Origin of the sequence: [Clostridium] saccharolyticum WM1 (assembly GCF_000144625.1) — a bacterium.
Classification (GTDB): Bacteria; Bacillota; Clostridia; order Lachnospirales; family Lachnospiraceae; genus Lacrimispora; species Lacrimispora saccharolytica.
In genome coordinates this window covers 2,387,358-2,400,871 of record NC_014376.1, presented here as the reverse complement: position 1 = coordinate 2,400,871, position 13,514 = coordinate 2,387,358, and the positions used below count along the sequence as shown (strand labels likewise).

Below are 13,514 nucleotides of genomic sequence, written 5' to 3'. Positions count from 1 at the left end.
TAATAAAGGAGAAACTGATTATGAGCAAAACTTATGAAATATTATCCTCTATGCTGGAAAAGACCATGGCACTTCAGACTTCCCTGGTCCTTTTTGAATGGGATAATGAAACCCTTGCGCCGGAAGCTGCCGGTTCCTATACGTCCAGGGTAATCGGTGCGCTTTCTGAGGAATATTACAGAGTGATGACAGGGGAAGAGATGGGGAATGCCATTGCCGGCTGCGAGGAAGATAACAATCTATCTGATGTGGAGCAGGCGATAGTCAAGGGAGCTAAGGAAGCCAGAGAAGAACTGATCTGTATCCCGTCAAAGGAATACCGGGACAATGCCCAGCTCATTGCCGAGGCCGCCAGGATATGGTCTAAGGCTAAAAAAGAGGAGGATTTTGATTCCTTTGCGCCTACCCTTGAAAAGGTGATCGGCTTTAAAAAGAAATTCGCTTCATACCGGAAGAAGGAAGGCCAGAAGCTTTATGATGTTTTGCTGGATGAGTTTGAAAAAGGGTTTAACATGGAGCTTTTGGATGAATTTTTCAGCCGCTTGAAAGAGGAGATTGTACCTTTCTTAAAAGAGATCAAGGATCATGGTAAAACTATTGATGATTCTTTCCTGTCAGGCGGTTATCCTGAGGAAAAACAAAGAGAGATGGCCCGCTATCTTGCTGAATATGTTGGCTTTGACTTTACAAAGGGTGTGCTTGCGGAAAGCGCCCATCCCTTTACCACCAATCTTCATAACCATGATGTAAGGATCACTACCAGTTATAGAAAGAAGATGGACAGCTCCATGTTCTCCGTGATCCATGAAGCTGGCCATGGACTTTATGAACTTGGGATCAGCGATGAGATTACCCAAACTCCCGTAGGGCAGGGGACATCGATGGGAATGCACGAATCCCAATCCCGATTCTTAGAAAATATTATCGGACGCAGCAAGGCTTTCTGGGTCCCTCTTTATCAAAAGCTTCAGGAGCTTTATCCTGAAAAGTTACAAGAAATATCCATAGAACAGTTCATGGATGCAGTCAATAAGGTGGAGCCAAGCTTTATCCGTACAGAGGCCGACGAACTCACTTATAATCTCCATATCTTGATCCGCTATGAAATTGAAAAAATGATCATGGAAGAAGATGTGGACTTAAAGAAGCTTCCGGAAATCTGGGCGGATAAATACGAGGAATACCTTGGGGTACGTCCGGAAAATCCTTCGGAAGGAATCCTGCAGGATATCCACTGGTCCCAGGGACTCATGGGGTATTTTCCGTCTTATGCCCTGGGAAATGCATTTGGAGCACAGCTTTATTACCATATGAAAAAAGAGATGGATTTTGACGATCTGCTTATAAACGGGAAAATTGATGTTATAAGAGAATATTTAAGGGAACACGTCCACAAATACGGAAAGCTGAAAACCAGCCGTGAGATTTTAAAGGATGTTACGGGAGAGGATTTCACACCGGATTATTTCATCCAGTATCTGAAGGAGAAATACAGTAAGCTGTACGAACTTTCATAACGGCCCGGCCAAATGGAATGGAAAGGGAATCTGTATCGCCATATTTACAGCTGAAAAGAGGATGAATTATGGGAAATATTAAAAAAAGTGCATCAGAACTCATCGGGAGTACGCCTCTTGTGGAATTATGCAATTATGGGAAGCAGCATAAGGCTGGGGCTTGCATTATTGCAAAGCTGGAATATTTTAATCCGGCAGGCAGTGTAAAGGACCGGGCAGCCCTTTACATGATTCGGGATGCAGAGCATGCCGGACTCCTAAAGCCGGGTGCAACCATTATTGAGCCTACCTCCGGCAATACGGGAATCGGAATTGCCAGTATTGCGGCCATGAGGGGATATAGAGCCATCCTTACCATGCCGGAAACCATGAGCGTGGAGAGGCGCAATCTTTTAAAAGCATATGGAGCAGAAATTGTTCTGACAGAAGGAGCAAAGGGAATGGCAGGAGCCATTGCAAAGGCGGAAGAACTGCAAAAGGAAATCACCGGTTCTCTTATTCTGGGACAGTTTGATAATCCGTCCAATGCAAGGGCCCATCGTGAGACCACCGGACCTGAGATATGGGAGGATACCGATGGAACAATCGATATCCTCATTGCCGGAGTGGGTACCGGAGGCACCATTACAGGAGCAGGAGAATACTTAAAGAGTATGAATCCAGAGATAAAGGTGATTGCAGTGGAACCTGCCGCTTCGCCGGTTCTTTCCGGAGGAAAGCCGGGTCCCCATGGGATCCAGGGAATCGGTGCCGGATTTGTTCCCTCCCTCCTGAATACGGAAATTTATGATGAAATCATACCTGTGGATAATGGAGATGCTTACGAGACCGGAAAAGAAATTGCGCAGACAGAAGGGATCTTAGTAGGAATCTCTTCCGCTGCAGCCGTATGGGCGGCAAAAGAAGTTGCAAAGCGTCCGGAATATGCCGGAAAGAAGATCGTTGTAATTCTTCCCGATACAGGTGACCGATACTTATCCACTCCTTTGTTCACCTGATAATTTCATTGAAGCTGATATAATAGAAAAGCCAGGGCAGCCGATATTCTGCGGCCCTGGCTTTTTCTTATTGCCGTGCATGCTCTTTCCAGTTTATGGAATAATAGTAATTAATTTCTGCCCCTAAAAATAAGATGCAGATGCAGGAATAAATCCATAGCATCAGCAGCACAATGGCAGTAAGGCTTCCGTACATAACGGAGTAATTGCCAAAGTTATTAAAGTAAATGGAAAATGCAAAAGAAAAGGCAATCCATCCTAAGGTACAAAAGGCGGCTCCCGGAAGCTGTTTATAAAATTCCTGTTTTTTTTCCGGCACATAGGTATATAGAACGGCAAAGCATGCCGTCAGCATGAACACCAGCATAGTGCGGAATGTGAGAACAGACTGGGTAATCTCTGCCAGCAGGGGAAAATGGCGGTTCATAAAGCCTTGGATGGAGCTTCCAAGAACCAGTAGTACCAGAGTCAGAAGGCAGATAACCATAAAGACAATGGTATACCCTGCACAAATGATCCGGGTCACAAAATAATTCCGCTTTTTTTCATGACCGTAAACACGGTTTAAGCCCCTTTCTATGCTGAGCATCCCCCGGGAGGCGGACCAAACGGCTGCTGCTGCAGTAACGGAAAGAACGGCTACCGGAGAATTGGTGTAAAGGTCGTCGATGACTGTGACGATCACGCTGTTTATTTCCAGGGTGCTGGGAATGATCGTAATAATAAGCTGCAGCAGATTGGCTTTTGTGATGGATGGAATAAGCTGTATCAATGCCAGCAATAGCATCATAAAAGGAAATGCCGCAATGATGGAGAAAAAGGAGGCCTGAGCCGCATACACAGTCATTTCATCTTTACTGTATTTATCATAGATTTGTTTGCAGCGCAATAACAATCGAATCATAGTATCTCCTTTTCCTGTCACGATTTTTATCGCTGGTATTAGCATATTATCATGGGACAAAAAAAATATCAAGGCTTATTATCTTTTGAATCTTGAGAATCACATTTACTAAAAAAGTCGAAATAAATGGAATGAAACACCTAAAATTACCAAAAAAATTTTTAGAACTTAAAAAAATTTTTAAGAAAATTGTTGAAATATGCTAAATGTTATGATACCATTTACACATGCATCAACATAATAGACAAGACAATGGAGGTTATTTATGGACAACAAAAGGAAAGCGGGTTTTTTGAGCCGATATTTTAAGCTAAGTGAATATGATACAACAGTAAGAACCGAAATATTAGCTGGTATTACTACCTTTATTACAGTTGCATATATTTTGATATTAAACCCGCAAATATTAGCAGATCCATATGTTATTATGGGAAATCCGGAAATGGCAACAAAAATATCAAATGGTGTATTCATTGGTACTTGTTTTGGTGCATTTATAGGGACCATGATGGTTTCGATTTATGCAAAATTGCCGTTAGCTCAGGCACCAGGAATGGGATTAAATGCATTTTTCGCATATACAGTTGTTTTGGGAATGGGTTATACCTATGGAGAGGCACTGGTAGTCGTATTTCTTTCAGGAATGTTATTCATTGTAATTACAGCAGTTGGTCTTAGAGAAGCAATTATTCGAGCAATTCCGGATGCGGTAATAAAAGCAATTACACCGGGAATCGGTTTGTTTATTACAATCATCGGGTTGAAAAACGGTGGAATCATTGTTGGTAATAATGCAACACTGGTTAGTATGGTTGATTTTGCACAGTGGAGAACGGAGGGCGCAGACGTAAGTGCAATACTTGGGGCTTTGGTGGCAATTATTGGACTTATGGTTATGGGAGTGCTGCATGCTCGTAAAGTAAAAGGTTCCATTCTTATTGGAATTGTGGTATCTACATTAATCGGTATTCCTTTAGGAGTTACAAGTATTTCCAGTATTAACTTTAATATTGGTGAAAAATTTGCAGATTTTGCAGAGGTATCCTTCTTTAGGATGGATTTTGCCGGAATGTTTAGTGGAAAAAGTTTATTTGAAACAATTTTTACAGTAACACTTTTAGTAATCAGTTTTTCATTGGTTAATATGTTTGACTCCATAGGAACTTTATTTGGAGCTGCCAAACAGTCGGGCATGCTTGATGAAAATGGCGAAGTTATCAATATGAAACAGGCACTTATGGCAGATGCAATTTCAACAGCAGCTGGTGCGATGCTTGGAACTTCTACCGTAACAACAGTTGTTGAATCCAGTGCAGGTATCGCAGAAGGCGGACGTACCGGAATGACAAGCTTTGTTACAGCACTTCTTTTCATTGCAGCGATTATATTTGCTCCTATAGTAGGAATTGTTCCAGGTGTAGCCACAGCACCAGCACTAATTTTTGTTGGAATTCTTATGATTGGTAATGTTAAAGACGTAGATTTTAGTGATATGACAAATGCTCTTCCTGCATTTTGCACCATCGTATTTATGCCTTTTACTTACTCCATTGCAAATGGTATAGCAATGGGATTGATAACCTATTGCTTGATTAAATTGTTCACAGGAAAAGGAAAAGAAATTAAACCATTAACAGCAATTGTAGCTATAATTTTTATCGCAAAATATGCGTTTATGACTTTGGGCTAAAAAATTAATATTAAATAAGATTCAGGCCAGGCGGGATTGAAGAATGCCATTCATTCTTTCAACCCGCCCTTTTGATTTCTGAATGACTCCACATATGATCGCACTCAACTTTAAATAATGTTACAACTCAGACATGCCATGTATAATATTTGCGGATCCGGCAGATTGACAGATCCGGTCAATAATCATAGAATAGATCCAGTGAGTATTCAAATGGCAGTGAGGAAAGGACCAAAGCGGATGGAATACATTTCTGCAAAGACCATAGTAACCAAGACAAAAGGCTCCCAGTGGTTTGGCATCGATTACAATATGAATATTTATAAAGGGTGCTGCCACGGCTGTATTTATTGCGACAGCCGCTCCGATTGTTACAAAATCCAGGATTTTGACAGGGTCCGGGTAAAGGAGGATGCACTTCGGATCATTCGGGATGATTTAAGACGCAAGGTAAAAACCGGCGTTGTTGGAACAGGGGCCATGAGCGATCCCTATAATCCCGTGGAACAGGAGCTTGAATTAACAAGACATGCCCTTGAGCTTATTGATGCATATGGATTTGGAGCGGCAGTAGCCACGAAAAGCGCCCTTCTTATGCGGGATATGGATATTCTCAAAGGGATTATGGAGCATTCCCCTATTATATGTAAAGTGACCGTTACCACCACCGATGACGGTCTGGCTAAAAAAATTGAACCTCATGTGTCCCGTCCCTCTGAGAGGCTGGCTTTGATTGAGAGTTTAAGAACAAACAGCATATTTGCAGGAATATTATTGATGCCGGTACTTCCGTTTCTGGAAGATCATGAAGAAAATATCCTTTCTATTGTAAAAGCTGCCCACGAAGCAGGGGCCTGCTTCATTTATCCTGCTTTTGGGGTAACCTTGCGAAACAACCAAAGAGAATGGTACTTTGATTGCCTCCGGGAGCTGTTTCCTCAAGAGGAACTGGTGCCGGAATATATCAAAACCTATGGAAACAGCTATAAATGTACTAGTCCCAGGGCAAGGAATCTATGGCGGGTATTTTCCCGGGAGTGCGAACGTTATGGAATCTTATACCGAATGAAGGATATTATCCATGCATACAAAAAGAACTATGAGGTGACACAGTTAAGCCTTTTTGATTAGGAAAGGGACATCATTTCTCCAAAAAAGGAAACAAATTCTCTGGCTATGTTAGAAACATAGCCGTTTTTCTTATATACAGCAGCCATTCTGGTTACCGTATCATCTGAGTCGATTTCCCGGCAAACAAGATTGGTATGCTCAGTAATTTTGCTGATAGATTCCGGTACAAGAGCGATGCCAAGGCCAGTATCCGCCCATTGGAGGCAGGTTCTGGCATCATCATTTCGGCAAAAGATATCAGGTTCTATCCCGCAGTTTTGAAAGGCAAGGGAGATGATGGAATCAAAACGGCGGTAATAGATCAAGGGCTTGCCAGCAAGGTCTGTCAGCCTGATTTTATTCAAGGGGATGCCAGAAAAAAAGGAGGGGTTTCCAACCGCAATCAGCGGCTCCTTTTTACCATACACACATTCAAATCCTTCCCCATTAAACGGGGTCCGTAGAATGGCACATTCTACGATCCCGTTTTTCATCTTTTCCAGAAGCTGGTAGGTGTTTCCCTCTGTAATCTCAAACCGTACCTTTGGATGGGAGCGGCAATATATTTTTAAGAAATCATGGAGCAGTGCTCCGGAAGAAGAGATGGTTCCCAGTTTTAGAATTCCTTTGGAGGCAGTTGGAAAATGCTGCAGCTCTTCCCCAATGGAATCCATCATGGCCAGGATATCCCTGGCCCGGGAATAGAGGAAAGAACCAGCTTCCGTCAGTTCTGTTTTTCTGGAGCCGCGTTCAAAAAGTTTTACTCCAAGTTCTTCTTCCAGCAAAAGGATCTGCTTGCTTAAGGGCGGCTGGGATAAGCCAAGTTTTTTTGCTGCAGCTGTAAAACTGCCTGCTTCAGCAATTGCGGCAAAATAATATAACTGTTTTGAATTAATTGGATTCATCAGGATATCCTCTTTTTCGTATTTCTATATTGTATTATTATACCAAAATGATATAATGTTACAATACACTATATCAAAAAAGAATTAATTTTTTTAACTGCGGAGGAATTGGGATGAAAAAGCTCCTGAAATATTTAAAAGACTATAAGAGAGAAAGCGTCTTAGGGCCGTTATTTAAACTCCTTGAGGCCTGCTTTGAATTATTGGTCCCTCTTGTAATGGCTAAGGTCATTGATGTGGGAATCAAATCCCAGGATATGCCTTATGTATTAAAAATGGGGGGACTGCTGGTACTGCTGGGCATAACAGGCCTTGCTTGTTCCATAACAGCCCAGTATTTTGCGGCTAAAGCAGCGGCTGGTTTCGGTACCGCCCTGCGGAATGATCTGTTTGCCCATATAAACAGACTCTCCTACCAGGAGATTGATTCCATTGGAACCGCGACCTTAATCACCAGGATCACCAGCGATGCCAATCAGGTTCAGTCAGGAGTAAACTTATTCCTGCGTTTGTTCCTTCGTTCTCCGTTTGTGGTGTGCGGAGCAATGATCATGTCATTTACCATTGATGTCAGGGCAGCTTTTATTTTTGTAGTCCTCATACCGCTTCTTTCCTTTGTGATATTTGGCATTATGCTGTTAAGCATCCCGTTGTATAAAAAGGTGCAGAAGCAGTTGGACCAGGTGCTTCTCACTGTCCGGGAGAATCTTGAAGGAGTCCGGGTCATCCGTGCCTTTGCCCGTCAAAATGATGAGGTCCGCCGGTTTGATGGGGAAAACAGCCTTTTGGTGCGTTTTCAGGTATTTGTAGGAAAGATTTCAGCCTTAATGAACCCTCTTACCTATGTGATGATCAACTTAGGGATCATTGTTCTAATAAACACCGGTGCCGGACAGGTCCAGAAGGGGATTATTACCCAGGGGGAAGTGATCGCTCTGGTAAATTACATGTCCCAGATTTTAGTGGAGCTTGTAAAACTGGCGAACCTGATCATAACAATTTCCAAATCCCTGGCCTGCGGCAGCCGGATCAGTGCTGTGTTTGAACAAGAACCAGGAATTGTGGAAACCGTTCACAGGGTTGTGGAAGGAGAGCAGGGAGCCGCAGAAGTTGAATTTGATCATATGTCCTTTGCCTATTGCGGGGCAAAAGAGACAGCCTTAAACGGCATATCCATTCAGGTCAAGAGAGGAGAAACCATCGGGATTATCGGCGGGACTGGCTCAGGTAAGACTACCCTGGTAAATCTCATCCCCAGGTTTTATGATGTTACAGAAGGCTCAGTAAAGGTGTGCGGAGTTGATGTAAAACAATATTCTCTTGGCCAGCTCAGGGAGCTGGTAGGTATTGTTCCGCAAAAGGCAGTGCTTTTTAAGGGAACCCTTCGGGATAATATGAAATGGGGGAAAAAGAACGCAACGGACGATGAAATTTACCAGGCTCTTGCCATTGCCCAGGCAAAAGATTTCGTAGAGGAAAAGGGACAGGGACTGGAGCTGATGATTCAGGCAGGGGGAAAAAATCTTTCCGGCGGTCAGAAGCAGAGACTTGCCATTGCAAGAGCTCTGGTCAAAGATCCTCAGATTCTTATTATGGATGACAGTGCTTCTGCACTGGATTTTGCTACCGATGCAAAGCTGAGAAAAGCAATCAAACAAAACACCAGAGACATGACCGTATTCCTTGTATCCCAGAGAGCTGCCACCATAAAAAATGCAGACAAAATCCTGGTTTTAGATGACGGACAAATGGCAGGCTGGGGAAATCATAAGGAGCTTTTGGCTTCCTGTGAGGTTTACCGGGAAATCTGTTTATCCCAGTTGGCAGAAGAGGAGGTACAATAACATGGATATGAAAAAATACAGATCCACCATGAAACGGATCCTGGGCTGTATCAGCCGGTACCAATGGGGAGTTGCAGCATCTCTGGCCTGCGCCTTTGTTACTGTCATCCTGACTTTATATGTTCCCATCCTCACCGGCCGTGCCATTGACTGCATCGCAGGAGCAGGAGCCGTTGATTTTCCCCGCATGTGGAAGATCTTAAAACAAATCGGGATCATCACTGCCATAACTGCTGCCTCCCAGTGGCTTATGAGCCATATCAATCATTGGGTGACTTACCGTGTGGTAAAGGATATCAGGACCCAGGCATTTAATAAGCTGGAAATACTGCCTCTAAAATATATTGACTCTCATTCTCACGGAGATATGATAAACAGGATCATTGCAGATATTGATCAGTTTTCCGACGGGCTGTTAATGGGTTTTACTCAGCTTTTTACCGGGGTTCTCACAATTCTCGGAACCCTGGTTTTCATGTTTTCCATGAATCCGGCCATAACCATTGTCGTGGTGCTGGTAACTCCTGTCTCTCTGTTTGCAGCCGGTTTTATAGCCAGGAGAACCTACCGGATGTTTAAGATGCAGTCCCAGACCAGAGGGGAGCTGACTTCTCTTGTGGAAGAGATGCTGGGGAACCAGAAGGTAGTAAAGGCCTTCCGCCATGAGGCCGATGCCCAGGAACAGTTTGAGAATATCAATGAGGAATTGCGGATATGGAGCCTCAAAGCCACATTCTTCTCATCCATTACTAATCCGGCGACACGTTTTGTTAACAGTCTTGTTTATGCCAGCGTTGGAATTGCGGGAGCCATTGCCTCAATTAACGGACTTTTATCCGTTGGCCAGCTTGCCAGTTTTTTAAGCTATGCCAATCAATACACAAAACCATTTAATGAAATATCAGGAGTGGTCACTGAACTTCAAAATGCCCTTGCCTCTGCGGCGCGGGTGTTTGAATTGATTGACGCAAAACCTCAGGTTCCGGAGGACCCTGACGCTGCAGTTCTCAACAATGCAAGGGGAGAAGTATCACTGGAGCATGTATACTTTTCCTATAACCCGGAGGTACCCTTAATCGAAGATATGAATTTAAAGGTATTGCCTGGCCAGAGGATCGCCATCGTAGGCCCTACCGGATGCGGAAAAAGCACAGTGATCAATCTGCTTATGCGCTTTTATGACGTAACATGCGGCTCGATCCAGGTAGATGGAACCGATGTACGGCATATGACAAGGCAGAGCTTAAGAACCAATTATGGCATGGTGCTTCAGGAAACGTGGTTGAAATCCGGTACCATTCGAGAAAACATCGCCTATGGAAATCCGGAAGCTTCGGAGGAGGAGATCATACTGGCTGCAAAGGAAGCCCATGCCCACGGTTTTATCAGACGGATGCCCCAGGGATATGACACCGTTATATCAGAAGACGGGGGGAATTTATCCCAGGGCCAGAAGCAGCTTTTATGCATAGCCAGAGTTATGCTGTGTCTTCCTCCTATGCTGATCCTTGACGAGGCCACCTCATCCATTGATACCAGAACAGAAATAAAGATACAAAAGGCTTTTAGCAAAATGATGGAGGGCCGGACCAGCTTTATTGTAGCACACCGGCTTTCTACCATCAGAGAAGCGGATGTGATATTGGTCATGCGAGATGGCCATATCATCGAACAGGGAACTCATGAAAGCCTGATTTTCCAAAATGGATTTTATGCACAGCTTTATAACAGCCAGTTTGCTGTGTAATTCAGTTGAAAAAAGTGCTGACAGCGCCGAAAACATATGAAAGATATGTTTTCGGCGTTGTTGTTTTCATGAGATACGATCCGGAGAGCATGGAGCCGTTTATAGAAATTAGCGCAGGTGTTTTACTGACTGTAGAAGAATAAAATTTCGAAAGGCAGAGGAAAAAAACGTTAAATATGGCCTCGTCCATTTTTCTGTCACAGGTGCAGCAGTCTCTGTAAAGTCCTTGGTTTTACCGGACTCCCAAGCAACTTTTACTTCCATTACCACTCCTGATTTGGTATAATAAATTATCATGACAAAGGAGAAAAACATTGGCAAATGCAGATCCGGTGAGGATGTCCGGCCAACAATCATTCTTTATCAGTATACAGAGACACAGGCCAAGTACAATGCGATAGAGAATCTCATGGTTTTGGAACTCTATCTGGAAGATGGTTGCATTTTCTTTCATAATCTTAACATTTAACTAATCTTATTATGAAATTCCTCATATAGTTCGATATTCAATATAAATGAACTTTTTAAAGGCGGCAGGAACATGACAGAGCTTACGATAATTGTCAGGGAAACAGCCTCTTTCAGGCCCGTAAAAATTCCTTTGCAGTATACGGATCAGGGGAGGGAATACGGGTGAGGTATTAGCATACAGATTTAGTAACAAGCAGTGAAAAATTGGTTGTATGTTATGTTTTAAAGAACAGGGGGAAAAAATGAGTTTTTTAGATATTATATTGGTGGGTGCATTGTTTGTTGAGAGTGCACTCCTGATTTTATTGGTTAATTTTTATCAAAAAGAAAAAGAAAAGGTTCAGACCGAGAAAATCAAAAGGGCTGAAGATAAGGCGTATATTGATATTTTTATTGAGCACCTGGAAAAAAGGGCGGAAACATATGAAATACTCCTTGAGTTTAAACGCATCTTGGAAGAATCTTATAAGGATGCCATTTGAAAAAACAGGAAGACAACCCCCTTTCTCTAAGCCAACTGCTGGGATGCGATTGAAAAAATAGTGAAAATATGATATAATGATTCATATTAAATGGTGGAGAGGGGGAACGGAACTGTTTTTGCCCACAGTTCCTGGCAGATCATGAAAGTGTGTCCGCACTGCGGGAATCAGATTCCTGATGATAACAGCAATATTTACTGCCCTTATTGCAATTACATAGCCAATGAAGAAGTGCTGCTTCGCATGAAAATAGAGAAACAACTGCGCAAGCCGGAAGACGATCCTAAAAAGCCGTTGGGAAACAAAAGACGTTATGATGACGATGACTTTGATACAGTAAAGGTTTCCGATGACAGGAACCCTTTGATTTCCGCAGCGATCAGTGTTGCAGTAATTGCTGCTGTTATTGCAGTTGCTTACTTCCTTTTAAGATAATCCTTAAAAATAATCCTTGACATTTTGAACAACCGTTATTACAATGGAACCTAATGTAACAATTAAAAATATCAAATGCAATGAAGGTGTCAGTAAATCTTTATTTTCTTCCAGAGAGAAGGGGCCATCGGCTGCAAGCCCTTTTAAGTTCAGATAAGAGATTGAATTTCCCACCGAAGCAGCATGATTGAAACCAGGAGACAGTTTTGATGCCGGTCTGGCGGGTAAGTCATGACGTCTTTACACGTTACGTATACCGAGTGCCTGTGTCATACACAGGAATTAGGGTGGTACCGCGAATATAGCTTCGTCCCTTTATGGGATGGAGCTTTTTTAATGCATTATGTCATTTGCGGGCAGAAAAATTTGATCATGAAAGAAGGAGAGCAGGATGAAAGATCAATTAGAAAAAATCAAACAGGAAGCATTGAGGCAGATCGAAGCTTCGGATGCGCTGGAAAAACTCAATGACATCAGGGTCGCTTATCTTGGGAAAAAGGGCGAACTGACCAGCGTATTAAAAAGCATGAAGGATGTTGCCCCGGAAGACAGGCCAAAGGTAGGGCAGATGGTCAATGACGCCAGGACCATGATCGAAGGGAAATTAGAGGAAGCCATGTCAATCCTTCAAAAGAAAGCCAGGGAAGAACAGCTGAAAAAAGAAGTGATTGATGTAACACTTCCTGCCAAGCGGAACAAGGTAGGCCATACCCATCCCAACACCATTGCCCTGAAAGAGGTTGAAAGAATCTTTGTTGGCATGGGATATGAGGTTATTGAGGGGCCTGAGGTAGAATATGATTCCTATAATTTTGAAAAATTAAATATACCAAAGAACCATCCGGCAAGAGATGAACAGGATACCTTTTATATCAGTGACAACATTGTATTGAGAAGCCAGACATCTCCGGTACAGGTACGTACTATGGAAAAGGGGAAGCTGCCCATCCGCATGCTGGCTCCTGGCCGGGTATTCCGGTCTGACGAGGTGGATGCCACTCATTCTCCTTCCTTCCACCAGATCGAAGGCCTTGTCATTGATAAAAACATTACATTTGCAGACTTAAAGGGAACCCTGGCGGAGTTTGCAAGAGAGCTATTTGGCCTGGAGACAAAGGTAAAATTTCGTCCTCACCATTTCCCATTTACAGAACCAAGCGCAGAAATGGATGTTACCTGCTTTAAATGCGGCGGAAAAGGCTGCCGCTTCTGCAAAGGCTCCGGCTGGATTGAGATTCTTGGATGCGGAATGGTTCATCCAAACGTACTAACAATGAGCGGAATCGACCCGGATGAATATTCCGGCTTTGCATTTGGCGTTGGGTTAGAGCGTATTGCTCTGTTAAAATATGAAATTGATGATATGAGATTATTGTATGAGAATGACATCAGATTCTTAAAGCAGTTCTAG

The 13,514-nt window shown here is 43.1% G+C and carries 11 protein-coding genes and 1 other annotated feature; of the genes, 9 read left to right on the top strand and 2 right to left on the bottom strand.

All coding sequences use genetic code 11. The annotated features are described in order from the left end of the window. Window positions 1-20: 20 nt before the first annotated feature. On the top strand, window positions 21-1,517 hold the full coding sequence (locus tag CLOSA_RS11240; RefSeq protein WP_013272893.1) for a carboxypeptidase M32: 1,497 nt from the start codon (window positions 21-23) through the stop codon (window positions 1,515-1,517). A 68-nt stretch (window positions 1,518-1,585) separates the two neighbouring features. Then, window positions 1,586-2,515 carry a cysteine synthase A gene (cysK, locus tag CLOSA_RS11235; protein WP_013272892.1) on the top strand — a complete coding sequence of 310 codons (930 nt, stop codon included), beginning with the start codon at window positions 1,586-1,588 and terminating at the stop codon, window positions 2,513-2,515. Between the two features lie 67 nt (window positions 2,516-2,582). Here the strand turns inward: cysK and CLOSA_RS11230 are convergent, their stop codons facing one another. Further along, on the bottom strand, window positions 2,583-3,419 hold the full coding sequence (locus CLOSA_RS11230) for a YihY/virulence factor BrkB family protein (RefSeq protein WP_013272891.1): 837 nt from the start codon (window positions 3,417-3,419) through the stop codon (window positions 2,583-2,585). Window positions 3,420-3,684: 265 nt separating this feature from the next. Between CLOSA_RS11230 and CLOSA_RS11225 the strand changes: the two genes are divergently transcribed. Together CLOSA_RS11225 and CLOSA_RS11220 are read left to right on the top strand one after the other, a co-directional pair. Then, window positions 3,685-5,109: an NCS2 family permease gene (locus CLOSA_RS11225; protein WP_013272890.1), complete on the top strand. Its 1,425-nt coding sequence runs from the start codon at window positions 3,685-3,687 to the stop codon at window positions 5,107-5,109. Between the two features lie 240 nt (window positions 5,110-5,349). Continuing rightward, on the top strand, window positions 5,350-6,240 hold the full coding sequence (locus CLOSA_RS11220; protein ID WP_013272889.1) for an SPL family radical SAM protein: 891 nt from the start codon (window positions 5,350-5,352) through the stop codon (window positions 6,238-6,240). On the opposite strand, the gene CLOSA_RS11215 is transcribed toward CLOSA_RS11220, so the two are convergent. Beyond that, window positions 6,237-7,124: a LysR family transcriptional regulator gene (locus CLOSA_RS11215; RefSeq protein WP_013272888.1), complete on the bottom strand. Its 888-nt coding sequence runs from the start codon at window positions 7,122-7,124 to the stop codon at window positions 6,237-6,239. The two genes, CLOSA_RS11220 and CLOSA_RS11215, sit on opposite strands and share 4 nt — an antisense overlap. Before the next feature lie 113 nt (window positions 7,125-7,237). On the opposite strand from CLOSA_RS11215, the gene CLOSA_RS11210 reads away from it, so the two are divergent. The 5 genes from CLOSA_RS11210 (at window position 7,238) to pheS (ending at window position 13,514) form a co-directional block, all read left to right on the top strand. After that, on the top strand, window positions 7,238-8,968 hold the full coding sequence (locus CLOSA_RS11210; RefSeq protein WP_013272887.1) for an ABC transporter ATP-binding protein: 1,731 nt from the start codon (window positions 7,238-7,240) through the stop codon (window positions 8,966-8,968). Between the two features lies 1 nt (window position 8,969). Further along, on the top strand, window positions 8,970-10,715 hold the full coding sequence (locus CLOSA_RS11205; RefSeq protein WP_013272886.1) for an ABC transporter ATP-binding protein: 1,746 nt from the start codon (window positions 8,970-8,972) through the stop codon (window positions 10,713-10,715). A gap of 713 nt (window positions 10,716-11,428) precedes the next feature. Further along, window positions 11,429-11,668 carry a hypothetical protein gene (locus CLOSA_RS11200; protein ID WP_013272883.1) on the top strand — a complete coding sequence of 80 codons (240 nt, stop codon included), beginning with the start codon at window positions 11,429-11,431 and terminating at the stop codon, window positions 11,666-11,668. Window positions 11,669-11,758: 90 nt separating this feature from the next. Then, window positions 11,759-12,103, top strand: coding sequence for a zinc ribbon domain-containing protein (locus CLOSA_RS11195; protein WP_013272882.1), 345 nt, complete (start codon window positions 11,759-11,761; stop codon window positions 12,101-12,103). Between the two features lie 71 nt (window positions 12,104-12,174). Then, window positions 12,175-12,421: a binding site (T-box leader), on the top strand. 73 nt (window positions 12,422-12,494) lie between these two features. Next, entirely contained in the window at window positions 12,495-13,514 is a 1,020-nt protein-coding gene (pheS, locus tag CLOSA_RS11190; RefSeq protein WP_013272881.1) for a phenylalanine--tRNA ligase subunit alpha, read from the top strand.

What these genes read in the sequence shown, in the direction of transcription:
- CLOSA_RS11240 (WP_013272893.1), top strand. Translation starts at nt 21, where the DNA reads ATGAGCAAAACTTATGAAATATTATCCTCTATGCTGGAAAAGACCATG.
- cysK (WP_013272892.1), top strand. Translation starts at nt 1,586, where the DNA reads ATGGGAAATATTAAAAAAAGTGCATCAGAACTCATCGGGAGTACGCCT.
- CLOSA_RS11230 (WP_013272891.1), bottom strand. Translation starts at nt 3,419, where the DNA reads ATGATTCGATTGTTATTGCGCTGCAAACAAATCTATGATAAATACAGT.
- CLOSA_RS11225 (WP_013272890.1), top strand. Translation starts at nt 3,685, where the DNA reads ATGGACAACAAAAGGAAAGCGGGTTTTTTGAGCCGATATTTTAAGCTA.
- CLOSA_RS11220 (WP_013272889.1), top strand. Translation starts at nt 5,350, where the DNA reads ATGGAATACATTTCTGCAAAGACCATAGTAACCAAGACAAAAGGCTCC.
- CLOSA_RS11215 (WP_013272888.1), bottom strand. Translation starts at nt 7,124, where the DNA reads ATGAATCCAATTAATTCAAAACAGTTATATTATTTTGCCGCAATTGCT.
- CLOSA_RS11210 (WP_013272887.1), top strand. Translation starts at nt 7,238, where the DNA reads ATGAAAAAGCTCCTGAAATATTTAAAAGACTATAAGAGAGAAAGCGTC.
- CLOSA_RS11205 (WP_013272886.1), top strand. Translation starts at nt 8,970, where the DNA reads ATGGATATGAAAAAATACAGATCCACCATGAAACGGATCCTGGGCTGT.
- CLOSA_RS11200 (WP_013272883.1), top strand. Translation starts at nt 11,429, where the DNA reads ATGAGTTTTTTAGATATTATATTGGTGGGTGCATTGTTTGTTGAGAGT.
- CLOSA_RS11195 (WP_013272882.1), top strand. Translation starts at nt 11,759, where the DNA reads ATGGTGGAGAGGGGGAACGGAACTGTTTTTGCCCACAGTTCCTGGCAG.
- pheS (WP_013272881.1), top strand. Translation starts at nt 12,495, where the DNA reads ATGAAAGATCAATTAGAAAAAATCAAACAGGAAGCATTGAGGCAGATC.